The organism is Janthinobacterium sp. GW456P, from assembly GCF_002127655.1.
GTDB lineage: Bacteria > Pseudomonadota > Gammaproteobacteria > Burkholderiales > Burkholderiaceae_D > Janthinobacterium.
Genome location: NZ_NEHB01000021.1, coordinates 66,088 through 90,014, shown reverse-complemented (window position 1 = coordinate 90,014; position 23,927 = coordinate 66,088). Strand labels below are relative to the sequence as shown.

The 23,927-nt window shown below is 61.4% G+C and carries 16 protein-coding genes; 11 read left to right on the top strand and 5 right to left on the bottom strand.

Annotated features, from left to right (window positions below; all coding sequences use genetic code 11):
* Positions 1-15: 15 nt before the first annotated feature.
* The 9 genes from CBW66_RS28640 (at position 16) to gluQRS (ending at position 14,415) form a co-directional block, all read left to right on the top strand.
* A complete protein-coding gene (locus CBW66_RS28640; RefSeq protein WP_139841609.1) occupies positions 16-228 on the top strand; it encodes a hypothetical protein in 213 nt (70 codons plus the stop codon).
* A gap of 214 nt (positions 229-442) precedes the next feature.
* Complete coding sequence (locus CBW66_RS19180) at positions 443-1,255, top strand: outer envelope protein (protein WP_086137652.1); 813 nt, start codon at positions 443-445, stop codon at positions 1,253-1,255.
* A gap of 78 nt (positions 1,256-1,333) precedes the next feature.
* Positions 1,334-3,175, top strand: a complete 1,842-nt coding sequence (gene tssF, locus CBW66_RS19175; protein ID WP_086137620.1) for a type VI secretion system baseplate subunit TssF — start codon at positions 1,334-1,336, stop codon at positions 3,173-3,175.
* Entirely contained in the window at positions 3,139-4,179 is a 1,041-nt protein-coding gene (tssG, locus tag CBW66_RS19170) for a type VI secretion system baseplate subunit TssG (RefSeq protein ID WP_086137619.1), read from the top strand. Before tssF ends, tssG begins: the two co-directional genes overlap by 37 nt.
* Before the next feature lie 78 nt (positions 4,180-4,257).
* Positions 4,258-6,414 (top strand): type VI secretion system Vgr family protein, encoded by a 2,157-nt coding sequence (locus CBW66_RS19165; RefSeq protein WP_086137618.1) that lies wholly within the window; start codon positions 4,258-4,260, stop codon positions 6,412-6,414.
* A 2-nt stretch (positions 6,415-6,416) separates the two neighbouring features.
* Complete coding sequence (locus CBW66_RS19160) at positions 6,417-7,712, top strand: DUF2169 domain-containing protein (RefSeq protein WP_086137617.1); 1,296 nt, start codon at positions 6,417-6,419, stop codon at positions 7,710-7,712.
* Positions 7,709-12,667, top strand: coding sequence for an RHS repeat-associated core domain-containing protein (locus CBW66_RS19155; protein WP_086137616.1), 4,959 nt, complete (start codon positions 7,709-7,711; stop codon positions 12,665-12,667). The genes CBW66_RS19160 and CBW66_RS19155 overlap by 4 nt, the downstream gene beginning before the upstream one ends.
* Positions 12,664-13,296, top strand: coding sequence for a hypothetical protein (locus tag CBW66_RS28635; RefSeq protein ID WP_139841608.1), 633 nt, complete (start codon positions 12,664-12,666; stop codon positions 13,294-13,296). The genes CBW66_RS19155 and CBW66_RS28635 overlap by 4 nt, the downstream gene beginning before the upstream one ends.
* A gap of 192 nt (positions 13,297-13,488) precedes the next feature.
* Positions 13,489-14,415, top strand: coding sequence for a tRNA glutamyl-Q(34) synthetase GluQRS (gluQRS, locus tag CBW66_RS19150; RefSeq protein ID WP_086137615.1), 927 nt, complete (start codon positions 13,489-13,491; stop codon positions 14,413-14,415).
* A gap of 77 nt (positions 14,416-14,492) precedes the next feature.
* Here gluQRS and CBW66_RS19145 read toward each other — a convergent pair whose 3' ends face one another.
* Positions 14,493-16,724 carry a TonB-dependent receptor gene (locus CBW66_RS19145; RefSeq protein ID WP_086137614.1) on the bottom strand — a complete coding sequence of 744 codons (2,232 nt, stop codon included), beginning with the start codon at positions 16,722-16,724 and terminating at the stop codon, positions 14,493-14,495.
* A 515-nt stretch (positions 16,725-17,239) separates the two neighbouring features.
* Here CBW66_RS19145 and CBW66_RS19140 point away from each other — a divergent pair.
* Positions 17,240-19,915: a PAS domain-containing protein gene (locus tag CBW66_RS19140; RefSeq protein ID WP_086137613.1), complete on the top strand. Its 2,676-nt coding sequence runs from the start codon at positions 17,240-17,242 to the stop codon at positions 19,913-19,915.
* Positions 19,908-20,801: a class A beta-lactamase gene (gene bla, locus CBW66_RS19135; protein WP_086137612.1), complete on the top strand. Its 894-nt coding sequence runs from the start codon at positions 19,908-19,910 to the stop codon at positions 20,799-20,801. The genes CBW66_RS19140 and bla overlap by 8 nt, the downstream gene beginning before the upstream one ends.
* Here the strand turns inward: bla and CBW66_RS19130 are convergent, their stop codons facing one another.
* From CBW66_RS19130 to CBW66_RS19115, 4 genes are all read right to left on the bottom strand, one after another.
* Entirely contained in the window at positions 20,802-21,236 is a 435-nt protein-coding gene (locus CBW66_RS19130) for a DUF695 domain-containing protein (protein ID WP_086137611.1), read from the bottom strand.
* 42 nt (positions 21,237-21,278) lie between these two features.
* The gene (locus CBW66_RS19125) at positions 21,279-21,923 is read right to left on the bottom strand and encodes a hypothetical protein (RefSeq protein WP_139841607.1); all 645 of its coding nucleotides are present in this window, start codon (positions 21,921-21,923) and stop codon (positions 21,279-21,281) included.
* 100 nt (positions 21,924-22,023) lie between these two features.
* Entirely contained in the window at positions 22,024-22,290 is a 267-nt protein-coding gene (locus CBW66_RS19120; protein ID WP_086137609.1) for a PAAR domain-containing protein, read from the bottom strand.
* A gap of 13 nt (positions 22,291-22,303) precedes the next feature.
* On the bottom strand, positions 22,304-23,920 hold the full coding sequence (locus CBW66_RS19115) for a DUF2875 family protein (protein WP_086137608.1): 1,617 nt from the start codon (positions 23,918-23,920) through the stop codon (positions 22,304-22,306).
* Positions 23,921-23,927 lie beyond the last annotated feature (7 nt).

Here is a 23,927-nt window from a genome sequence, read left to right as displayed (position 1 = left end):
TTCGTGCCTCGCTGCGTGGTCGCCGGCATCATCGCCGGTGGAAAAAATCAAGCTCTTGTCTCTATCGTATCGGCATCCGCGGCGCTTGGGGGACGGCGTGGCGGCGCGCATTTCTATTTCCGCAAAAAAACAACACCTGTATACAATTTTGAAAAAAATTATCAGCTTTACAGCGGCCGCCTTGCCCCGCAAGGGCGAGAAGGTGCGATGATTATATGCAAGAACTGATAGTCAGTATGCAGACAAGACATATCGCCCAACGCGGCGCTTCTCGCATCATGGATTGAACGGCGCGCAGTGCTCCATCGCAGCGCTGCATGCGCGCTAGTGTGCTTCCCCCTGCGCCCAGTCATTCCCAGTTCCCGTTTTCTCACACCATCAGGAGCCGAAAGTGCCAAAAACCATACCGTGTCTGTTGCTCTGCCTCACTACCACCCTCGGCGTGGGCGCGACCGCCCAGGCTGCCGAATGGAGCGATACCGCGCTGAGCTGGCGCGCTGGCAATGACTACCGCGAGCCGTTCAATCCGGACGACATCAAGAAAAACATCTTCGCCATCACGCACGCCAGCGGCTACAAATACGGCAGCAATTTCGTCAACCTGGACTTCCTGATCTCCGACAGCAAGGACCCCGGCGCGCTGGGTAAAACGTCCGGCGCGCAAGAGGCATACCTGGTGTACCGCAACACCATCGACATCGGCAAGGTGCGCGGCAGCGACATCAAGTTCGGCCCCGTGCGCGGCGTCGGCGTGACCCTGGGCTTTGACGTCAACACCAAAAATGACGTCGGCTACAACTCGCGCAAGCGCATGCTGGTGGCCGGCCCCACCCTGATGTGGGACGTGCCCGGCTTCTTCAACACCAGCCTGCTGTTGCTGCGCGAAAGCAATGCTCCCAGCGGCGCCTTCCCACCCATCTCGCAAGTGACGGGACGCTACACGTTTAAAACGCACGCCATGCTGGCGGGCGCCTGGGCCATCCCCTTGTCGCCGCTGTTCTCGTTCGAAGGTTTCTTCAACCTCATCGACTCGAAAGGCAAGGATGAAGTGGGGCGCGATACGGCCGTGGAAACCAATATCGACATGCAAGTGATGTACGACGTGGGCGCGGCCCTGGGCAGCGCCAAGAACACCTTCCGCGTGGGCCTGGAATACCAGTACTGGAAGAACAAGTTCGGCAATTCGCCCGCCACCACGGGCAACGTGGGCCAGACGGCGAAGACGCCGATGATACGCGCCGAGTACCATTTCTAAGAATCATTGTCACGCATCAACATCCACCGTCGCGCCTGATGCCAGCATGAAGCTTTCCTGCTGGCGGAGAGCGCGACTGTGGAACAACTATTGCCGTATTACGAGCGCGAGCTGGGCCTGTTCCGCCAGTACACGCGCGAGTTTTCCAGCCGCTATCCGAAGGCGGCCGGGCGCCTGCTGATCGCCGGAGACACTTGCGAAGACCCGCATGTCGAGCGCCTGATCCAGTCCGTCGCCCTGCTCACGGCCAGGGTCGCCAAGCGCCTCGACGACGCCTATCCGCAATTCACCAATTCCCTGCTTGAAACGTTGTACCCGCATTACCTGCGGCCTTTTCCTTCCTGCTCCATCGTGCGCATCGCCGCCGACGAGGCGCCGGGCGGCGGCCAGCTGGCCCAGCTTGTCCATGTTGCGCGCGGCACGGTGCTGCGCTCACAGCCGGTGCAGGGCGTGGCTTGCAAATTCACCAGCGCGTATGACGTGACCCTGGCGCCGCTGGCTATTTCTCGCCTGCATTTCTCACCGCTCATCGACGCGCCGCCCGGCCTGCGCCTGCCCGCCGGCGCCAGCGCCTTGCTCAGCATTCAGTTCACCAGCAGCAGCGACAACTACCACCTGGACCGGGCCGGCTTTTCCTACCTGCGCCTGTTTGCCGATGGCGAACCGTCCGTGCGCGCAGCCCTGCTCGACGCCCTGTTCCTGCGCGGCGCAGGCGCGTATGTGGCACTGGACGAGCACAGCCCGTGGCATGCGGTCGACGGCATGCCGCTGGCGCCGGCCGGCTATGCGGATGACGACGCGCTGATCCCGTTTTCCGCCCGTTCGCACCCGGCCCTGCGCCTGCTGACCGAGTATTTCGCCTTCCCGGAAAAATTCCATTTCATCGATATCGAGTGGTCCCGGCTGGCCGCCCTGCTGCCGAAACAATGCCGTCAGTTCACCCTGCACTTGCCCTTGAAGGGCGTGCGCAGCGACAGCCACGAAGCGCGGCTCTTGTCCAGCGCCAGCCGCGACAACCTGCTGACCGGCTGCACGCCCGTCGTCAACCTGTTCGCCAAGTCCGGCGTGCCGATCCGCCTCACGCATACGGAGCCCGATTATGCCCTGGTGGCCGATGCGACACATGCGTTTGCCTACGACATCCACAGCATCGAGACCGTCACTTTGGTGCGCAAGGACGAGGCCGGCGAGCGTCTGAGCACCATCCTGCCGCTGTATGCCTCGCTGCAAGGCTCTCAGACAGAGCATGGTCAATACTGGCTGGCGCGCCGCGACGACGCCGTGGCAGCCATCAGCCCCGGTCATGAGATGCGCCTGAGCCTGATCGACCCGCAGTTTTCCCCGGACAACGCCGCCTGTGCCACCGTCTCGACGCAGCTGCTGTGCAGCAACCGCGACTTGCCCACGCAGCTGCATTATGGCTTGCCCGGCGGCGATCTGCTGGCCGAAGACGTGCCCGACGGCATCCCCGCGCGCTTCCTGCGCAAGCCCACGCCCAGCATGCGCTTCCTGGAGGACACGCACTGGCGCCTGATTGCGCACCTGTCGCTCAATTACTCGAGCCTGACGCAAGCGGGCCTGGGCCAATTCCAGAAAATGCTGAGCCTGTACGACCTGCCCCGTTCAGCCACCACGCAACGCCTGATCCGCGGCATCGTCACGCTTGAGCACGGCAGCACGCGCGCGTGGATTCCAACCTTGCCGTTTCCCACCCTGATGCCCGGCATCGCCATCCGTGTGGGCATCGACGAGCAAGCCTTCGCCGGCTGCAGCCTGTATATTTTTGCCCAGGTGCTGCAGCGCTATTTCGCCCTGAACAGCCAGCTCAACTGCTTTAGCCAACTGACGCTGCTGTCCCAGCGCAGCGGCGAGGAACTGATACGATGCCCGGAACGCAGCGCCGACGCCACGCCAGCGTGATCCAGCAATTGCTCGACGCGCCGCAGCGCTTCGAGTGCTGCCAGGCGCTGCACCTGCTGCAGGCGTGGCTGGCCGAACACGGTATCGATGAGCACACGGCGCTGGCGAAGATCATACGCTTCGACAATAGCGTCTCGCTGCGCTTTCCGGCCAGCCAGGTCGAGGCGCTCACGACAAACGGCATCGCCGATGCGGATGCCTTGCTGCAAGCGCTGCTGTCGGGTCATTTACACCATATCCACATCACGCCCACCTTCATGGGCCTGCTGGGTTGCCAGGGCAGTTTGCCCAGCCACTATTCGGAGCGCATTGCCGCGCATCAGTACAGCGAACGCGAGAATAGTCCGCGCGCGTTTCTCGACCTGATTTCCAGCCGTGCCGTGGCCCTGTTTTACCAGGCCTGGCAAAAATACCGCATCGAGCTAGCCGACCACAGCAGTGAATTCTTGTCGCGCCTGCTGGCCCTGGCCGCATGCCCGCCGCTCCAGGATGAGGCGGTGGTCGGCCTGTACGCCGGCTTGCTTCAGCAGCGCAACATCTCGTCCATCGTCATGATGCGCCTCCTCGCCGACCGCTTCGGCGTGCCCTGCCATATCGACGAAGCGACAGGCGCCATGGACGTGCTGGTGCCGCGCGAACAAACGGCGCTGGGCATGGCAAACGCCGTGCTGGGCCAGCGCGCCACCGTCGGCGAGCGCTGCCGCCGCCCTGACCTGGCCGTGCGCGTGCGCCTCGGCCCGCTCACGGCAGAGCAGCACGCCAGCTTCCTGCCGCGCGCTCCGGCCAGCGAGGCGCTGCGGCAGATGCTGATGCTGTTCCGCCAGCCGCTCCTGCGCTACGACATCGTGCTGGTGCTGCACGCCAGCGATGTGCGGGGGACGACGTTGGCGGCCACAGGGCAGGCTGGCCTCGGCCGCAACAGTTTCCTGGGCGAGACAGCAACGCCGCACGACCGCGATGACATGCATTACGAAATGCAATTGATGCCCTCACTCAACGATTAAACCTTGCGGCCGCGCAAAAACGCTTGTGTTCGCTATTGCTACAGTCGGCCAACGATTCCTACCGTAAAGCGATGCGCGATGAGCCAGTTTCCCGATATGACGGCGGCATGGACGGCATTCGTGGGCGACATGCAGGGCCAGCGTTTGCTGCGCCTGCACTTTCCGCACAGCGACGGCCCTGCCGGCATCCAGTTCCTGGCCAACAGCCTCGCCGCCAGCGAAAGCCTGTCACGCGACTTTTCCTACGTGGTGGAAGTATTATCCGACGACGCCACCATCGCCCTCGACAAAGTGATGGGCAAGATGGTGACCATCGAACTGGTGCGCGAAGACGGCAGCTTGCGCAACTTCAATGGCTACGTGTTCGAATTCCGCTCCCTGCGCACGGACGGTGGTTTCGCTTTCTATGAAATGGTGCTGGAGCCGTGGCTGTCGCACCTGCATTTGCGGCAAAACAATGTCGCCTTCCACGGCTTGACGGTGGCGGCGCTGACGGACAAGGTCTTCGATGACTACCTGATGCGCGACTACAGGCTGGCCGCCAGCGGCATCGATCCCGCCATCACCTACACTTGCCAGCACAACGAGAGCGACCACAACCTGCTGCACCGCCACTGGGAACAGCTGGGCTGGCATTACCGCTACGAACACCGCCATGACGGCCACACCCTGTGGCTGTCCGACGACTCCACCACCGGCCAGCCCATCGATGGCGATCTGAGCGAAATACCCTTCCAGCACCAGGCCGGGTCCCTGGAAGACGATGGCGTGCATCAATGGAGCACGGTGCGGCGTATGGCCCCAAGCCAGATGACGGTGGCCAGTTTCAATTTCAAGAATCCGCGCAGCGCCCGTGCCAGCCGCGACTCGCTGAACCGGCAAGGCGCCGTCCCCAGCCTGGAAGTGTATGAAAACACGGGCAGCTACGGTTTTAAAAACATCGACGATGGCGAGCAGCTGGCGCAGCGCCGCATGGAAGAGCTTGATGCCCAGGGCCAGCTGTTCGAGGCGCAGGGCAACGACCGCACGACGCAGCCAGGGCGCTGGTTCACCCTGAGCGGGCATTTCGACAGCGCAACTTCCGGCAAGGGCGCCGGCGAATACCTGATCCTGTCCGTGCACCACTACGCCAGCAACAACTATCAGCAGGGAGACGGCGCCACCTCTCACTACAGCAACACATTTACCTGCATCGCCCGTGACATCCCCTGGCGTCCGGGGCGCAATTTTCATAGCCGCGAACCGAAGATCTACGGCGTGCAGACAGCCACCGTAGTCGGGCCGCCCGGCGAGGAAATCCATACGGACGGTTACGGACGGGTGAAGGTGCAATTCCACTGGGACCGCCTGGGCACCTTCGACGACAAAAGTTCGCCGTGGATAAGGGTGATATCGAACTGGGCCGGCCCGAATTTCGGCCACATCAGCCTGCCAAGGATCGGCATGGAAGTGGCCGTGCAATTTCTCGACGGCAACGTCGCCATGCCCCTCATCATCGGCTGCGTCTACAACGCGCGCAATATGCCGCCATGGGAGTTACCGGCCAACAAGACGCAAAGCGGCATGCTGAGCCGCTCGTCGAAAAAAGGGTCCGCCGCGCACGCCAACGCCCTGCGCTTCGAAGACCGCAAGGACGCCGAGGAACTGTGGCTGCATGCGGAAAAGGACCAGCGCATCGAAGTCGAGCACGACGAGTCGCACTGGGTCGGCAACGACCGCCGCAAAACCGTCGACCGCGACGAGACCGTGCACGTCAAGCGCGACCGCACGGAGACGGTGGACCACGATGAAGACATCACCGTGCATAACAACCGCAAGGAGCGCGTGGACTATGACGAACACATCGACATCGGCGACAACCGCCGCGAACACGTGGGCGGCAACGAGCAGGTGCAGATCGACGGCCACCGCTCGGAACGGGTGATGCTGGCCAAGGAGGAATCGATCGGCCTGGCCAAGGTGCTGACCATCGGCGCCGCCTACCAGACCACCGTCATCGGCGCCATGAATACCACCGTGGTGCTGGCGCAGGCGGAGCAGGTCGGGCTGACGAAAAGCGTCATCCTCGGCGCCGACAGCACGCTTACGGCCACCGATTCGCACACGATGACGGTGGGCACGTCGAGCATCACCATCACGCCGGGACGCATCGAACTGGTTGCCGATGAAATCATCATCCGCGGCAGATCCAAGGTGCAGATCCACGGCGACGACATCGACAACAATCCGGGCTGACGATGAACGACGCCGGCACAGCCCATTTCAATATCCCTAACCTGCTCTTCGACAACCGCACGCCGCACGCGGCCAGCCAGTTCGACATGATCGACCAGTTTGGCGAGGCCTTTCACGTGGTGGTGGCGCGCATGGGCTACACCCTGGGCCCGTGCGGCGCAGACGGCCTGGCCAGCCTGCTGCCCCTGGCGCGCCCATCGCCGCTGGCCACCGAAGACCGCCACCTTGACGGCGACACGCAGGCAGGCACGCTGCAGGAAAGCGACTTCGCGCCCTATAAACCGCGCTGCGACGTGATCGTCAATGGCGTGGCGCACGCGCCGCGCGGGCAGGCGCAGCCGCAGTTTCTCGTCAACCTGCAGGTACGGTCGGAAAAGAAGACCCTGATCGACAAGACCCTGCAGGTGTGTGGCGAACGCGCCTTCCGCAAGAAAGCCGTCCTGACGCGCCTGGCGCAAGGCTGCGCCCGCATCGCCACCGTGGGCTTGCTGCGGCCCAATCCGTGGCAGCTATCAGCGCCTGAGCCTTTCCTGCAATTGCCGCTGCACTACGCCTACGCCTATGGCGGCCAATGCCGCATCGAGGCCGATGACTGCAACGCGGCGAAGCACGACTCCTGCCAGGGCAATCCGCTGGGACGGGGTTTCGCACGGCACTGGTACCTGGATGCGAAACATATCGACGAGATGCCCGCGCCCCGCATTACCCATCCTTCGCTGCCGTGCACGGTCGCCCAGTTCTGGCAAGGCGCGGGCGGCAAGGAGCTGCCTGCGCCGGCGGGGCTGGCCGTTATCGGCCGCGGCTGGCTGCCCCGCCGCGCGCTGGCGGGCCACTTCGTGGAAAAAAACACATGGGGTGCCGATGAAGTCCCCACCCTGCCGGAAGATTTTGATTTCGCGTACTGGAACAGCACGCCGCCGGACCAGCAATGCCCGTATCTGGCCGGACGGGAACAATTTACGCTGACCAACCTGTGCCGCCACGACCATCCCTCCGCCCGCATCGACCCGCGCGGCAACACCGTGCTGCGCTTCGCCCTGCCACAACAGGTGCTGTGCCTGCTGCTGGCGGACAAGAACGACCAGTTGCTCGTCTGGCGCCTGGCCATCGATACGGTGCTGATCGACCCTGAAGCGGCCAGCGTGGAACTGGTGTGGCGCGCCATCGTGCCGGCCGACGCAGGCCAGGTCGCCTCGCGCCTGCTGCACCTGACGGAGCCGGCGCAGATCGCCCGCATCGAACTGCTGGAGCAGGCGCAGGAAGCACTCAGCGAAGCAGCCGGGCAAGGTAAAAAATGACCAACGAAACCGTCACCAAGTCGGGGCGCTTCTATTGCGTCAGCGTCAGCCCCGACATTTGCAAGACGCCTGTCGGCGCCAGCACGCCTCCACTTCCCTACAGCATTATCGGTGAATTCTCGGAAGCACAAAACGCCTCGCCCAACGTCAAGTCGCACAGCGAGCCCGTCATCCTGCACCAGCGCAGCACCATTCCCACCGTCAAGGGCGACGCGGCCGGCAAGGCGGGCGGCGTCAAGAGCGGTACCGTCGGCAAGCAGGTCGACACCAAGGTCGCCAGCGCCATCCACCGCGCCAACGGCGCCAAGCTGGTGCAGGTGGGACGCGAAGTGTGGATGAATTCGCGCAATACCGTGGGCAAGATTTACGAGCGGGGCGGCGAGGCGGCGAAGCCGACACTCAACTCGATTTCCTTGGCCGTTAAGCGGGCGCGAGAGGAACTCAAACCTGCGGCAAAGATTTATCAGGATCAAATATCAGAGCAATTACATCAAGAGAGTGATGCCCTGGTAAATACTGGCGGCAACCTTGTGATGAGCGGCGGAGCAATGGTTGCTGCAACGGTCGTGGCGCCTCCAATTGCCCCTGTCACCATTCGTGCAGCCCCCGTCGCCGTAGGCAGTGGAAACCTTGCCATGGCAGTTGGCAGTGTAGTCAATATCACTGCAACAGCCATGGATCACACTGCAGACTATGTGATCACTGGCCATCTCCCAAGCTTGGGAGAACTCGGAAGTAGCGTCATTCGTGACGTCGCGTATCCCTTGGTTGATGCACTGGCACTCAATAAAATTCCCTTTGGCAAAGTACTGAATTCAATACTGGGGAAAAAACTGGCGCCATACATAAAAAAACTGACAGACAAGCTGCCGGCAAAAAAGAATATCAAGGAACCTCCCAAACTCGACAAACCTCCCCCAAAAAACGGCGGTGACGACGGCAAAAGCCGCGGCAAGAAGGAACCGAAATCGGAGCCGCCGTCCGACTGCTGCCCCAAGGATAGCGGCCCTGCCAAAAAGCCCGTCAAGGGCCGCAAGCCCGTGCATTTCGGCACCGGCCAGGAAATCCTTTACCAGACGGATTTTGCGCTCGAGCGCAGCATCCCCATCGCCTGGACGCGCTGCTACCGCTCCGGCGCCGAATGCGAAGACTGGGGCTTGCTGGGCGCGCGCTGGTCCACGCCCTACACCAGTAGCCTGTCGCTGTGCGATGCCGGCATCGTGCTGCACGACGACAGCGGCCGCGCCCTGCGCCTGCCCCACCTGGTAACGGGCCAGCGGCACGACAGCCGCAAGGAAGGTTTTACGCTGACGCGCGACGGCACCGACACTTTTAGCTTGCTGTGGCGCGACGGCAGCAGCGACCGCTACGCGCGCGCGGAAGATGGCTGGCTGCCGCATGGCTACGACGGCGTCAACGCCATGCTGCCCCCGTCCGCCCCCGTCGCCACGCAGCGCTTTGCGCTCGTGCGCAGCGAAGGGCGCGATGGACGCGGCATCAGCATCGAACGCTTCATGCATGCCAAGCCGGGCGAAGTGCTGCTGCGCCTGCGCAGCGACGATGGCAGCGTGCTCGAAGCCCTGCGCGGGGAGTCGGAAAAAGCCACCCACATCGGCAGCATCGACGAAGTATTGCCCGACGGCAGCCGCCTGTGCCATGTCCGCTACGCGTATGCAGCTGAGACAAACGATGCCCAGCCGCCGTTCGCGCCGCGCCACAACCTGGTCAGCCAGTCGAATGCCCTGGGTGACACGCGCCGCTACAGCTACCGCCACCACCTGCTCACGTCATGCAGCAGCTACAGGGGTTTTACGTACGAATTGGAATGGATCAGCCTGGACGCGCTGCGCGCCCGCTGGAGCGGTTCCCCCTTGAGCGAACCGGAGCTGGCGCAGCGCCATCCCGTCAGCGTGGCCAACAGTTACCAGGCGCGCGCCATCGCCACGCGCGCCCAAGATGGCAGCGAGCACACGCGCATCGATTACGTGGACAACGACACCAGCAGGGTCGCGGAAAACGGCGGTGTCCTCGAATATACATTCGACGCCAACTGGCTGGTCACCGAGGTGCGCCGCGTAAATGGCGACAAGGCCGCCTCGCTGGGCCGGCGCGAATGGGACCGCGATGGCATGCTGCTGGCCGATATCGATGCCAACGGCGCCGCCACGCGCTACGCCTATGATGCGGCCGGCAACCTGATCCGCAGCACCGATGCCAAGGGATATGGCAGCAGCATCGCATACGATGACCGGAACCAGCCCGTCGCCTTCACGGATGCGCTGGGCAACACCACCTTGCGCGAATACGATGCGGCAGGCCGCCCCGTCAGCATCACGGATGCGCTGGGCCATGACACGCGCTACCGCTACGACCAGCGCGGCCAGCTGGTGGAACTGATCGACGCCAAGGGCGGCAGCAAGCATTTTCTGTACAACCGCCAAGGCTTGCCGATCAGCTACACGGACTGTTCCGGCAACAGCAGCGAATACAGCTACGACCAGCAGGGAAGATTGACGGCGGCACGCGATGCCATGGGCCATGTCAGCAGCTATGAGTACGATGGCCTCGGCCGCCTGACCGGGCTCATCGCACCAGACAAAACACGGGAACACTACGCCTACGATGCGGATGGCAATCTGGTCTTGCACGTGGATGGCGCCGGCCAGCAAACGCGCTACCGCTACAACGGCCAGGGCTTGCCCGTGGAACGCACGGACGCCATCGGCCAGACGGTGCAGTACCGCTACGATGCCGCGCTGCAACTGACGGAATTGATCAACGCCAAGGGCGAAAGCTACCGGCTCGCGTATCACGCGGAAGGCTGGCTGATCGCGGAAACGGGCTTCGACGGCAAGCGCACGCAATACAGCTACGACCAGGCCGGCAACCTCATCACCACCGAGTGCGGCGGCCAGCGCACGCAGCTGCTGCGCGACGCGCTCGGTTTGTTATCCGTCAAGACCACGGCGGACGGCGTGTTGCGCTACGCCTACGATGCGCTGGGACGCCTGACGGCCGTGTCCGCGCCGCAAGCGGAACAGCGTTTCGTCCACGATGCGCTGGGCCAGCTGACCGAAGAGCGCAGCGCATATTTCCTGCGATCCCTTCCCGATGCCGGCAGGCTGCCCAACGCCCCGCGCGTGCCGGATGCCAGCTTCGTCATGACGCACGCCTATGACGAACTGGGCAACAGCATCCAGACGGTCTTGCCGAACGGCCGCCGCATCGACACCCTGCGCTACGGCTCCGGCCACTGGCATGGCGTGCTGTGGCAGGGGCAGGCCGTGGTCGACGTCGAGCGCGACAAGCTGCACCGCGAAAAACAGCGCACCCTGGGCAACAGCGGCCTGATCGCCACGCGCCAGTACGACCCGCAATCGCGGCTCACACGGTTGACCCTGGCGCGTGGCGCCGACGCGCCCGTCCCCGTGCGCGAACGCCGCTTCGACTACGATGCGCAAGGCAATCTGACCACCATTTTTCAAACAGGCGCCACCGCTACCGGCCCGCTCGGCAAACTCAGCTATACCTACGACCCCGTCGGTCAGTTGCTGGCCGCCGTGCAACCGGGCCTGGCGGAACGCTTTGCCTTCGATCCGGCCGGCAATCTGCTCGACAAGGCGCCCGCGCCCGGCAACGTACTGAAACGCTATGGCGATACCGAATACGATTACGACGAACAAGGCAATGCCACCGGCAAGCGCTTCCATCCGCCGGGCAGGGAGTCGACCTGGAGTGAGCTGGAGCTGCACTACGACGCCGAAAACCGCCTCAGCCACGCCACCAGGATGGAGCGCCAGTCGCGCCACCGCGCCCGCTACTTTTATGACGCCTTCAGTCGCCGCATCGCCAAGCGGGTAGAAGAAGCACGCTGGAACAAGCAACAAGACATCAGCACAGACCAGCCCGCCCGCACGAGCGCTGCCACCACCTTCTTCGTCTGGGACGGCGACACGCTGGTGCAGGAACTTGGACACGAAGAGACGGTCTCATACCTGTATGAACCGGACAGTTTCGTGCCGCTGGCCAGGATCGCTTCGCCAGCCTGCCGCCAGGCAAGCGCCGTACACCTGCCACGCGTGGCGCAATGGGATTTACGCGCCACCCGGGACGACGCCGAACTGCAGGCGCTCATTGCGCAAGAACAGGCGGACACCGAAGCGCTGCATGTCTCCGCATGGCAGCATGCCCTGGCGGCAGCCGACGGTGCGGCAGCACACGACCGCATCACCTACTACCACTGCGACCACCTGGGCACGCCACGCGAACTGACGGATGCGCAAGGGAACGTGGTCTGGAGCGGGCGCTACAAGGCATGGGGGCCCTTGCTGCACGTCGAGGGAGAAATCAAGCAGCCACTGCGGTTTCAGGGTCAGTATGAGGATGGGGAAACGGGGCTGTTTTACAACCGTAATCGGTATTATGAACCGAATTGTGGGCGTTATGTCAGCCAAGACCCGATCGGCCTTTCCGGCGGACTGAATGGTTATGCGTACGCACCAAACCCCATCCACTGGAACGACCCGCTAGGGCTGGCAAAATGCAAAGTCATCATCAGTGCCGCGGACGAAATAAGAAATTTGCCCGCATTGCACAATATGCTCCCCAGCAAGATCAGAAATATTTTACGGAACAGAGGATACACGATGGTAGGTTCCAGAAATAATGCAACAGGATCAAATACAGCAGGACAAGTCTGGACAAAAAGTCTGCCGGACGGATATACAGCATCAGTGCGAATTGATCCAGCGGAAAGTCGCTCACCACCACTAGGACGTGCTGATGAAATACCGCACGCCCATAAAGAAATTGTCCCTACGTCCAGCGTATCAAACGGAAATTATGGGCCTCCAAGGCTCTCCGGATCACTCTTATGCGACGATACTGGAAACATCGCGATGCAGGGTGATTTTAAAGGAATGCATATTGAGATAAAAAAAGGTAAATTAAAATGATAAAAAATACCTCAATAAAAAATACAGTATCAAACTCAGAAAACATGGATAACTTAGATGTTAAAAACATACTAAAAATACTCAAACAAAAGGAAACCGAAAACAAATTAACAAAAGAACAAATTGAAATTTTAAAAAAAATTGGCAATTCCAAAAAAGACAAAGAAATTGTCTGGAGTTTGCTTTTTGAAATAGACCCAATAGAAAAAATACTCAATATTGCAAAACAAAAAATGCAAGAAATTTATACCTTTGAAGGAAATCAAATTATCTCAAATGAACTACGCCATGCGATAGCATATGCATTACTAAAATCAAATAATGAAAATTTTAAGAAAATAATTCACAAACTGACGTCAAGCAAATCTAACGTACTAAAATTAATAGCGTCAGAATACTATCTATACAAGAAAAACAATCACAAAGCAATTGAAATACTTCTAAAAATTCTAGAGGATGAAGAAATAGATCACAATATTTCAGATGCAATAGATATGCACATATCAAGCTGCACAAATTCCGAAACGCTATCTTTTATTGAAAAAAAGATAAAATCCAACATTGGAAATAAAAAAACTCAGGAAATATTAAATTACGTATTATCAATCATGAAAATCTCCATGAAATAAAAATAACAATTCCGACAATATTTCACAATTCGCCAACTTGAAAACATTTTCAATTTAAATACGCTCGACTGCAGTAATGCATCAGCACAACACACTCCAGCAAGTTTGACTTGAACCATTTCATCAGCGATACTTAATACGGAAGCATTAATTTTGTGTGTTTTACTATTTTTCTGATTCTATTTTTCCTGAATGATATCCTTACACGGAAACCCTCCCTACATCGGCCGCTTCGCCCCCTCCCCCTCCGGTCCCCTGCATATGGGCTCGCTTGTTGCCGCCATGGCCAGTTATCTCGATGCCAAGGTGCATCACGGCACGTGGCTGCTGCGCATCGAGGATCTGGACTATGACCGCAATGTCGAGGGTGCCGACATGGGCATCCTGGCCAGCCTGCAGCGCTGCGGCATGCACTGGGATGGCGAGGCGACATGGCAGAGCCGGCGGCTGCCGCTGTACGAGGCGGCGCTCAAGCGCTTGCAGAACGATGGCCTCGTGTACGCGTGCGGCTGTTCGCGCAAGGAGATCCAGGATTCTCTGCTGCAGGCAGGGGCGGCGAAACATGGCGCGACGGTGTACCCGGGCACTTGCCGCCACGGCCTGGCGCCGGGCAAGGCGGCGCGGGCTTGGCGGCTGCGCGTGCCGCAAGGGCCGCAAGCCGTGTACGCGTTTGCCGACCGCTGGCATGGCGCGCAGCGGCAGGATCTGGCCAGCGAGGTGGGCGACTTCATCGTGCTGCGCGGCGACGGCTTTTGGGCTTATCAACTGGCGGTGGTGGTCGACGATGGCGCGCAGGGCATCACGCAAGTGGTGCGCGGCGCGGACTTGCTCGATTCCACCCCGCGCCAGTTGTACCTGCAAGATGTACTGGGCTTGCCGCATCCGCGTTTCATGCACGTGCCTGTCGTCACCAATGACAGCGGCGAAAAACTGTCGAAACAGACGGGCGCCCTTGCCTTCGATACGGGCACGGACCCGGCCGCCCTGCTGACCACGGCGCTCGTGCCCGCCGCCCGCTTCCTGGGGCTCGACGTGCGCGCCGACAAGGTGGACGATTTCTGGCGGCAAGCCATTCCCGCCTGGGCGCAACTGTTGTCGCGCCTGCCCGCCACGCCATAAAAAAACCCGCTGCGGCGCAAGGCGGCAGCGGGTTCGCATCGAGCGCCAGCCGTCAGGACTGGCGCCGGTGTACAGGCTTAGAAATTGCCCTTGAACTGCACGCCGAACTGGCGCGGCTCATTGATGAAGCCCGTGCGGTTGTTGAAGTCGATGGCGCCCGTGATACGCTGGGTGTCGGTGATGTTGCGGCCAAAGGCGGCCACTTCATACTTGCCGGCATCCCAGGTGTAACCCACGCGCAAGCCGCCTTCGACCATCGGCTTGCCGGTGAACTCGGTTGCTTCATACAGGAAGAAGTTGATCTTGCTGCGGTAAGCCCAGTCCGTGAAGACGAAGAATTCGCCGTTTTCCATCGGGATCGAGTAGCGGCCCGTGGCGGTGATCGTCCACTTCGGCGCTTGCGGCAATGGATTGCCGTCGATGACGGCGCGGTTCGCAGCGTTGATCGGATCGGTCACGGTGCAACGCGTTTGGGCGCAGGTGGCGATCGACAGGCTCGGGTCCTTGATTTCCGTGAAGTTGTAGCTGCCGCCCAGCGACATCTTCAGGCTCGGCGTGACAAAGCCTTCCAGTTCCAGCTCGGCGCCGCGGCCGTTCGTCTTGGCGGCATTGATCAGGCGCGTGACGTTCGACGTGCCGCCCACCACCGTCAATTGCTGGTTTTTCACCTGGTAGTCATACACGCTGAACGCGACGCGGGCGCGGCGGTTGAACAAGTCGGCCTTGATGCCCGCTTCGTACGAGGTAATGGTTTCCGCATCGGCAACTGTCACGGCCACCTTGTCGCTGGCAGGGGCGATACTTGGCGCGCGGAAACCGGTGGCGATACGGGCGTAGAAGTTCACGTCCTTGTTGTATTTATAGGTGCCGCTCAAGTCCCAATTGACCTTGGCTTTGCTGACATCGGCGCTGGTCGGGTTGACCTGCACGATGTTGGTCGCTTCCACCGTGTTGAAATCCTTCTTGTCCTTGGTGTAGCGCAAACCGGCGCGCAGCATGAAGTCATCGTTAACGGCGTAGTTGACGGAACCAAACGTGGCCCAGGCCGAGTTTTTCTGGCGGCTGGCCAGGTGCGTGGTCAGCACGTGCGTGTTGGTATCGAAGTTGTCGGTGAAACCGTTGGCATCTTCGTTGAAGTAGTACACGCCTGCCTGCCAGTTCAGGGGACCGGCATTTTTCGATTCAGCGCGGAACTCCTGCGAGTATTGTTTCACGCTGCTGATGCCGCCGGCCGTTTCAACCTGGAAAGGGATGAAGCCGGGACCCGTCGGCGTACCGCCGTCGATGTCGCCATGCGACACGTAACTGCCGACCTGCTCGAAGCCGGTGATCGAGTACAGTTTGATACCGTCCAGGTCCCAGCTCAGGCGGGCGCTGGCGCCGTTGGTGCGCAGGCGCTGGAAGTTCGGTGCATTGGTAAACGACTTGTTCGGGTCGAAACCGTCGACGATATCGTTCGTGCCCTGCTTGATCAGGTTGGCGTAGAAGACGCGCGCGCTGCCCGTGGTGTTGCGCTGGTGCACATTGAACAGGGCGTTGAACGTGGCGTTCGGCGCATACATCAATTGCACGCGTTCAGCATGTTCGTTGTAGCCATCCAGCGCGTTTTTCTGGCCCGTAAAGGTGTTGTCGACGTAATCGTCGCGGTGCTGGCGCAGGGTCGAGAAGCGCAGCGCCCATTCCTTGCTCAGCGGCACGTTGACGGCGCCGTCGAAGTTGGTCGTGTTGTGCGTGGCGGCGGAAACGTTGTAATAGCCTTCAACCTTGTCCAGCTTCGGCTTGACGGATTCGAACTTGACCACGCCGGCCGGCGTATTGCGGCCAAACAAGGTGCCTTGCGGGCCGCGCAGCACTTCCACGCCAGCCACGTCGAAAATCGGATACCCCTTGAGGATAGGATTTTCTTGCACGACATCGTCGTAAATCAGGGAAACAGGTTGCGATGCGAAGATGTTGAAGTCGGTATTGCCGTAGCCGCGGATGTAGAAGCGGGGGAAGGTGCGGCCGTTCGACGATTCCACGTTCAGGCTCGGCACTTTGCCGGCCAGCACGCGAATGTCTTGTCCGCCGGACACCAGCACGTCGAGCTTCTCGTCGCGCAGCAGCGACACGGAGACGGGTACGTCGCGGATATTTTCCTTGCGGCGCTGTGCCGTCACGGTCACGGTTTCCAGCTGGCTGGCGGCAGGGGCCGTATCAGCAGCGACTTCATCAGCATAGGCCGAGCCGATAGGCAGGGCAGCGGACAGTGCCAGCATTGCAGCGCTTTTGGCGCACAAACGCTTGTGCATCTTGGACATCTTGATCATGTGGTTTCCCAGAAGTTTAAAAAAAGAATTGCGAAATCTGTCTTTCTAGCAACCTGTCTCCGGGTTATATACGGCGCTGGACGATCGTTTGCACCATCACGGTGCAACAGCGCGAGCGGATGTTCCCCCGCTCTCGGCGTCACTGGCTCTGCCCTGGCTGTCACTCAAGTTGACAGCGGTTCCGGCCGCATCTCTGGGATGTCTGATGAACACCAACTTTTAAGTAAGGCGCCAATTTAATTCAAGCGGCTGATGCGCTGCAAGAATATTGTTATGTAAAATATTTATTCACCACTATTCAAGGCCGACTAGTGGTTATTCAGCCACAATACGCCGATCGGCTTGCTGTTTTGCCATTGTCCCGCCCTGGCGACGTAATTGCGGCAATGCGGCGCAAAAGCGCCTGAAGGACAGGCCCAGGCCGGTATTTGACTGTAATATCGCCATACCTGAGCTTGCCGCGCTGCCCCATCCCAGTGCAGCGGCGGCGCGCCGCACCATTATTTATCCTACCCATGCCAGAACCGAGCCAGCACAGCCACGAGCCCCCGCCTTCCCCCGCCGCCGCCCAGGCCGCGCACATGCTGCTGAGCGCCCATTGCGACATCGTCTGGAGCACGAAAACCTTCGGCCAGTTCGATGCCGACCAGCCGTCCTGGCGCGCCTTCACGGGCCAGACGGAGGCCGAACTGCGGGGCCGCGGCTGGCTCAATGCCCTGCATCCGGACGACCGCAACTTGCCTTACGTCATGCCGTCGTACCTGACGACCGTGTTCGAGGCGGAATACCGGCTGCGCCACGTCAGCGGCGCCTACCGCAATATGCTCGTGCGCATGCTGCCCGTGCTGGCGCCCGACGGCAGCATCGTTGAATGGCTGGGCTCGCATTGCGACGTGACCGAGCAGCGGCAGACGGAACAGCGGCTGCGCCTGGCCATGCAGGGCGGCCGCATGGGCACGTGGGAAATCGACCTGGGCAGCGGCAGCATGGCGTGTTCCGACGCATTCAAGGCCAATCTGGGCTTGCCGCCAGCCAGCCACATCGATTACGCGCAGCTGACGGGCGCCATGCTCGACGGCGACCTGCAGCACTGGCAGACGGTGGTGCACGCGGCCATCGCCAGCGCCAGCGATTTCGAAATCGACATCCGCGTGCGCTGGCCCGACGGCTCGCTGCACTGGGCGCATATGCGCGGCACCTGCGCCAGCGATGGGAGCGGCAAGGTGATCGCCCTGTCCGGCATCTCGCTCGACCTGACGGCCAGCAAGCAGAACGAGGAAACCTTGCGCCTGACCCTGGCGGCGGGCGAAGTGGCCACTTGGAACTGGGACATCGTGGCCGACCGGGTCACGGCCGACAGCAATATGGCGCGCCTGTTCCCCGTGAATGCCGATGCGGCCACGGCGGCGCCGCTGGCGCGCTACCTGGACATCATCCATCCGGATGACCGCGAGCAAGTCAGCGCGCAGATCGCCGAGGCGCTGCACGCGCACACGCCGTTCGAGGCCAGCTACCGCATCGGCCCTGGCGATGGCCAGTACCGCTCGGTCATCGCGCGGGGACGCGTGGAATACGCGCCCGATGGCACGCCCTTGCAATTGCCCGGCGTGCTGCTCGACGTCACGCGCCAGAAACAGGTGGAAGATGCGCTGCGCAGCAGCGAGGAACGGTATCGCACCCTGATCGAACTGATGGACCAGGCTTTTTGCGTCATTGAAATGCTGTACGACGAGCAAGGCCGCCCGGTGGATTTCCGCTACCTGGAAGCGAACCCTTCTTTCGTCAAGCAGTCGGGCCTGGACAATGCCATCGGCAAGACCATCCGCAGCATCGTGCCCGACCACGACCAGCACTGGTTCGACCTGTACGACCAGGTCGTCAAGACGGGCGAGCCCGTGCGCTATGAAAACGAAGCCGTGGCCATGGAGCGCTGGTTCGAAGTCTTCGCCGCGCGCCTGGGCGGCCCCGGCAGCCGCCTGCTGACGGTGCTGTTCAGCGACATCAGCGAACGCAAGCGCTCGGAACAGCAATTGCGCCAGCTGGCGGACAACCTGTCCGAGATGGACAGGCGCAAGACAGAATTCCTGGCCACCCTGGCGCACGAACTGCGCAACCCGCTGGCGCCCATCCGCAACGGCCTGCAAATCATGCGCCTGGCCGCCGACAAGCCCGCCACCGTGGCGCGTGTGCGCGACGTGATGGAGCGGCAAGTCAATCAGATGGTGCACTTGGTCAACGACTTACTGGACGTGGCGCGCATCACGCGGGGCCAGATCGAACTCAAGCTCGAACGCACGGACTTGAAAACCATCATCGCCAGCGCCGTGGAAACGAGCATGCCGCTGATCGAAGCGAACCATCACCAGTTGCAGGTGACGCTCGACGAGCAGGCACTGCCGCTTGAGGCCGACCCCACGCGGCTGGCACAAGTGCTGGGCAATTTGCTCAACAACGCCGCCAAGTACACGCCCGCCGGCGGCCATATCGCCTTGCGCGCGGTACGCGACGGCAATGAGGCGCTGATCGAGGTGGAAGACAGCGGCGTGGGCATCCCCGCCGAATCGATCACGACCGTGTTCGACATGTTTACGCAGGTGGGACAGAACATGGGCCGCGCTCAGGGCGGCCTGGGCATCGGCCTGTCACTGGTGCGGCGCCTGGCCGAGTTGCATGGCGGCAGCGCCACGGTGCTCAGTCCCGGCACCGGCCTGGGCAGCATATTTACCGTGCGCTTGCCGCTGCTGAAGGAGGAAGCCAACGCCCCCGCCGCACCGGACGCGCCCGCACCCGCCGCCAGCGCCCGCCATTTCCGCGTGCTGGTGGTCGACGACAACGTCGATGCGGCCGATACCCTGGCCGCCGTGCTGGACATGATGGGCCATGCCACGCAAGTCGCCCACGATGGCGCGCAGGCCCTGGCCATAGCGCCGCAATTTTTGCCAGACGTCATCTTCCTCGATATCGGGCTGCCCGGCATGAACGGCTATGAAGTGGCGCGCGCGCTGCGCCGGATACCGGCCGGCGCCAGCGTTGTGCTCGTTGCATTGACGGGCTGGGGCGCGGAAAACGACCGCAGTCAATCGAGCGCGGCCGGCTTCGACCACCATCTGACCAAACCGGCCAACCTGCTCGCCATCGGCGAACTGCTGGCCACCCTTTCCACTCCTAAAATACCTACAGACCATGACTGAATCGACGAACCATCTGCGCCGCCACCTCCTGCTGGCCGGCGGCGCCGCCCTGCTGTGCCCGGCTCCGCTGCTGTTTGCCGCACCAGCCACCAGCATCGCCAGCGCCCACACGCAACTGGCCGCGCTGGAACAGGCCGCGGGCGGACGCCTGGGCGTTTCCGCCTGGCGCCAGGGCGGCGAGCTGCGCATTGCCCACCGTGCCGACGAACGCTTTCCCCTGTGCAGCACTTTCAAGGCGATGCTGGCGGCCGCCGTGCTGGCCCACAGCGCCAGCGAAGCGGGCTTGCTGGCACAGCGCGTGCGTTACGAGAAAAAAGATCTGGTCACGTATTCGCCCATCACGGAAAAGCATCTGGCCGACGGCATGACGGTGGCCGAGCTGTGCGCCGCCACCTTGCAGTACAGCGACAATAGCGCTGCCAATTTCCTGATGAAAATATTGGGCGGGCCGCAAGCCGTGACGGCGTATGCGCGCAGCATCGGCAACAAGGAGTTCCAGCTCGAACGCTGGGAAACGGAATTGAATAGCGCCATCCCCGGCGAAGTGCGCGACACGGCCAGTCCCGCATCGATGGCACGCAGCATGGAGCAGTTGCTGCTGGGCGATGGCTTGCCGGCGCCGCAGCGCCAGCAGCTCGATACCTGGATGCGCGGCAACACGACGGGCGACAAGCGCATCCGCCCGGCCCTGCCAGACGGCTGGAAGGTAGCCGACAAGACAGGCTCGGGCGCCTACGGCAGCATCAACGATATCGGCGTGGCCTATCCGCCCGTCGGCGCCCCGCTGGTGATCGCCGTATATTACACGCGCGAACTGAAAAATGCGGACAACAACCAGGACATCATTACGGCCGCGACACGCATCGTGGCCGCCGCGCTGGTGTAATTACTTCGACAAGGCGGCCATGAAACCGGCGTAGGTCGACCAGGCCGGGTCCGCCGCGCTGCGAATTTCGATCGGGAATTTCGGACGCGGCGCCAGCGCCGTGTTCAGGCGATTGAAGAATTCCTCGCCCGACTGCGTGTAATAAATCCATTCGCGCAGGTTTTCCCCCGTCGACACCAGCGCCAGGGTGGCAAAGCCGTCTTCTTCCACCACGGGCGCCAGCGCCGCTTCCAGCTCTTCCATATGCTCGCGCTCGTTCGGTGCGGGCATGCCCGTTTCGTCTTCGTAGCGCCAGGCGATGATGATGCGGTCCGGCTGCGACGACAGGTCCCAGTCGTCATGGAAGGCGTCGACATAGCGGTAGATGATGGCCATCTCGTCGCTATGCGTGACGATGGTGCCCCAGCTGCGGGCGGAAGTGGAATTTTCGTTCATGGTTGCAACAGTCAAAAAAGAATCAGGCAAAGGGCGAGCAGTCTACAGCACTGGCGGGCAAGTCACGTTCCAGGCGTCATACTGGGCGCCGCTCTTGCGCAGCCAGACGCGGACGTAGCTGTCGCGGTCGCTCTTGAACACCAGCGCATAGCGCTCTTCGGCACGCGGGGCGGCAGCGCCCACGTCGACGGCCGCCAGCGCAAATTTCAAGGCCCGCAACGGGGCGCAGGCCGTATTACCTGCCATCAATAATCGCGCCCGCTCCAGCAGCGGTTTCTGGTACAGCAACACGCCTTCAAGCTCCGCATCGGGGACGCGCTGCAGCATGCGCACGGGTTCGGCCACCGCGCGGCATGTGCCGCGATCGAGCCAGGCGTAGTATTCCATGCCCGCCTCTTGCCAACGCGCCTGCTTGCCCTCGCCGTGCAACACGAACTTGGTGCGCTGCGTCCGGCACAGAGCGCCATGGCCACGATACGGCGGCGTTTCCACGCTGCCCACCACTTCGCTGCCGCGGCCACCGACCACGGGCACGCTCTCGAACACGGTGCGCGCAGCGGGCTCGTCCGGATACTGCTGCGCATAAAATGCCAGCAAGGACGCGCGCTGCTGCGCATCCACCACCGCCTCGGCGGCACTGGCAGAGATGCACACGGCCAATACGGTAAAGAGCGCTACAGAGCGCATAAAATATCCTGGCATGGCATTCCTTCAATCGACGTTCGGGGGCGGATATCGCCCAAGCGCAGATTATATAGTTACCAGGAAATACCAGGAGCGTACGGCGTCAGGACGTCCGGAGGTTGACGCCACCAGCGAGCAGCTTGGCGCCGCAGGTGGTGCTGTCGCCTTCGAAGGCGATGGCGACGCCGTTGATGCTGTGCCGGGACGAGCCGCTGGCAATCTTGCAGCCCTGGTGTCCTTTGACGGGGCAACTGCACACATCCCCGACGCAGGCGACGGCAATGCCATTGACCGTGAAATGCGTGGCGGCACAACTGATCACCTTGCCGCCGTGCGACGTGGCGTCGCCCAACCGGATGACTTTGCGCATGCTGTCTCCCGTTCTACTTGCCCACCGAGCTTTCCAGGATGGATTCCACCGATGGCGCGGCATAGTTGGCCGGATCGACCGCCGGGATGATGCGGCTGCGGAAGATATCGCCATTGGCATCCTGCTGCCGGCGTTTGGCGTCCGACGGCGGCGTGACGAAGATAATACTGGCCTCGTCACGGTCACGCAAATTGATCGCCGCACTGGCGCCGCCATCGCGATAGCTGCCCATCACCCCGATGGCCATTTGCATGAACCACGTAGCCGCCCCCGTGTTGCCCAGGCGAAGATCGGTATTGATGAACTGCGCGCTCTTGCCGCTGTCGATTTCCGGCCCGCCCTGCGCCGCATAGTCGTGCAGCATGCTTTCCAACATCAGCAGCTGCTCCGGCTGATTTCCCGTGCCGGCCACGATACGCGCCGGCCCCTTGCCACGTTCGGCTTCCGGCAAGGTCTGCAGCGCCTGCCGCCAGCCTGCATTGAAAATATTCTGGCGCGCATCGCTCCGTGTGACGGGCTTACCCTCCTCATCCGCGAACTTGACGAACACGGGCCGGTGCACGAAACCGAACGAGGGCAGGCGGTCGAAGGTTTCCATCTGCTCCCGGTTCCACGGAATGGGAAACCACGGCGTCGGTTTCCAGTCGCGCGGCGGACGATTTTCCCAGGGATTGATCTGGCCGAAAGCGTGCAAGCCGACGCCACGGATATCGGGCCGCTGCGCGAAGGCGGCGGCGGCGGTGAGCCATTCGGCGACGGTGGGTTGGCGCTCGCTGAAAGCCTCAGGTCGTTGCTGTTTCGCGCGCGAAGGAAGCGATTGCATGACGTTGTAATACATGCCACGCAATTTTTCTTGGACGAAATTATTCTCCGGGTCATCCCATACAAAAGGGCGTAACGGTTCTATACGTTCGCGCCGCGCCAGGATAAATACTGCCGTGGCATCAGGCATATCTGGAATGAAATATCCATTGATCAACTTTCTGGCCGTGCCTGGCTTGCGATTGCCATCCCGCGTGCCAACGCTGTCCTCGGAGTGCAAAACGACATAAGGTACGTCAGGATGCTTATCGAAAAAATCAAATACTTCAACAAGCAATTGGTCAGGGCGTTCGTCTAGTTTCCAGGACGCAATCGAAAATAGATGCCAAGCCATGCCCGACGTGCCTGCGCCAGCCACAAGTCCCGCCATCGGCTCTATCAAGCTCGGCTGCGCAGCCGGGTCGAGAATGGGCGTACCCGCATAAAATGAAGGCAAACCCCAATACAGCGGGGTAAAATTGACGCCATTTTCCAGCGCGTCATATGCCCTGCTGCCGCCTTCCCCGTCCTTATCATCGCCCGTCCATGGGTATTTCTTCGGATCTTGTTCGCGTATGCTGGTGTACGCACTTCCTTTTTGCAAGGCTTTCCACAATTTTCCCTGACGGTATTTATCCAGTGTCACACCGAGTCCGATCACTTCCAGCACGTACTCTTGCTTTGGCTCCACTGGCTTCTTGGGCTGTTGCGCCTGCAGTTGTGACGCAATTTCACGTGCCTGACTCTTAGATACAGCACCTAGCCATAACCAACCAAAAAATAAGATTACAAGAACCATCGATATTCCCAACCAACGAAGCGTCATCATAGCTACA

What these genes read in the sequence shown, in the direction of transcription:
- CBW66_RS19160 (WP_086137617.1), top strand. Translation starts at nt 6,417, where the DNA reads ATGAACGACGCCGGCACAGCCCATTTCAATATCCCTAACCTGCTCTTC.
- CBW66_RS19145 (WP_086137614.1), bottom strand. Translation starts at nt 16,724, where the DNA reads ATGATCAAGATGTCCAAGATGCACAAGCGTTTGTGCGCCAAAAGCGCT.
- gluQRS (WP_086137615.1), top strand. Translation starts at nt 13,489, where the DNA reads ATGATATCCTTACACGGAAACCCTCCCTACATCGGCCGCTTCGCCCCC.
- CBW66_RS28635 (WP_139841608.1), top strand. Translation starts at nt 12,664, where the DNA reads ATGATAAAAAATACCTCAATAAAAAATACAGTATCAAACTCAGAAAAC.
- bla (WP_086137612.1), top strand. Translation starts at nt 19,908, where the DNA reads ATGACTGAATCGACGAACCATCTGCGCCGCCACCTCCTGCTGGCCGGC.
- CBW66_RS19125 (WP_139841607.1), bottom strand. Translation starts at nt 21,923, where the DNA reads ATGCGCTCTGTAGCGCTCTTTACCGTATTGGCCGTGTGCATCTCTGCC.
- CBW66_RS19155 (WP_086137616.1), top strand. Translation starts at nt 7,709, where the DNA reads ATGACCAACGAAACCGTCACCAAGTCGGGGCGCTTCTATTGCGTCAGC.
- tssG (WP_086137619.1), top strand. Translation starts at nt 3,139, where the DNA reads ATGCCCGGAACGCAGCGCCGACGCCACGCCAGCGTGATCCAGCAATTG.
- CBW66_RS19165 (WP_086137618.1), top strand. Translation starts at nt 4,258, where the DNA reads ATGAGCCAGTTTCCCGATATGACGGCGGCATGGACGGCATTCGTGGGC.
- CBW66_RS19115 (WP_086137608.1), bottom strand. Translation starts at nt 23,920, where the DNA reads ATGATGACGCTTCGTTGGTTGGGAATATCGATGGTTCTTGTAATCTTA.
- CBW66_RS19140 (WP_086137613.1), top strand. Translation starts at nt 17,240, where the DNA reads ATGCCAGAACCGAGCCAGCACAGCCACGAGCCCCCGCCTTCCCCCGCC.
- CBW66_RS19130 (WP_086137611.1), bottom strand. Translation starts at nt 21,236, where the DNA reads ATGAACGAAAATTCCACTTCCGCCCGCAGCTGGGGCACCATCGTCACG.
- CBW66_RS19120 (WP_086137609.1), bottom strand. Translation starts at nt 22,290, where the DNA reads ATGCGCAAAGTCATCCGGTTGGGCGACGCCACGTCGCACGGCGGCAAG.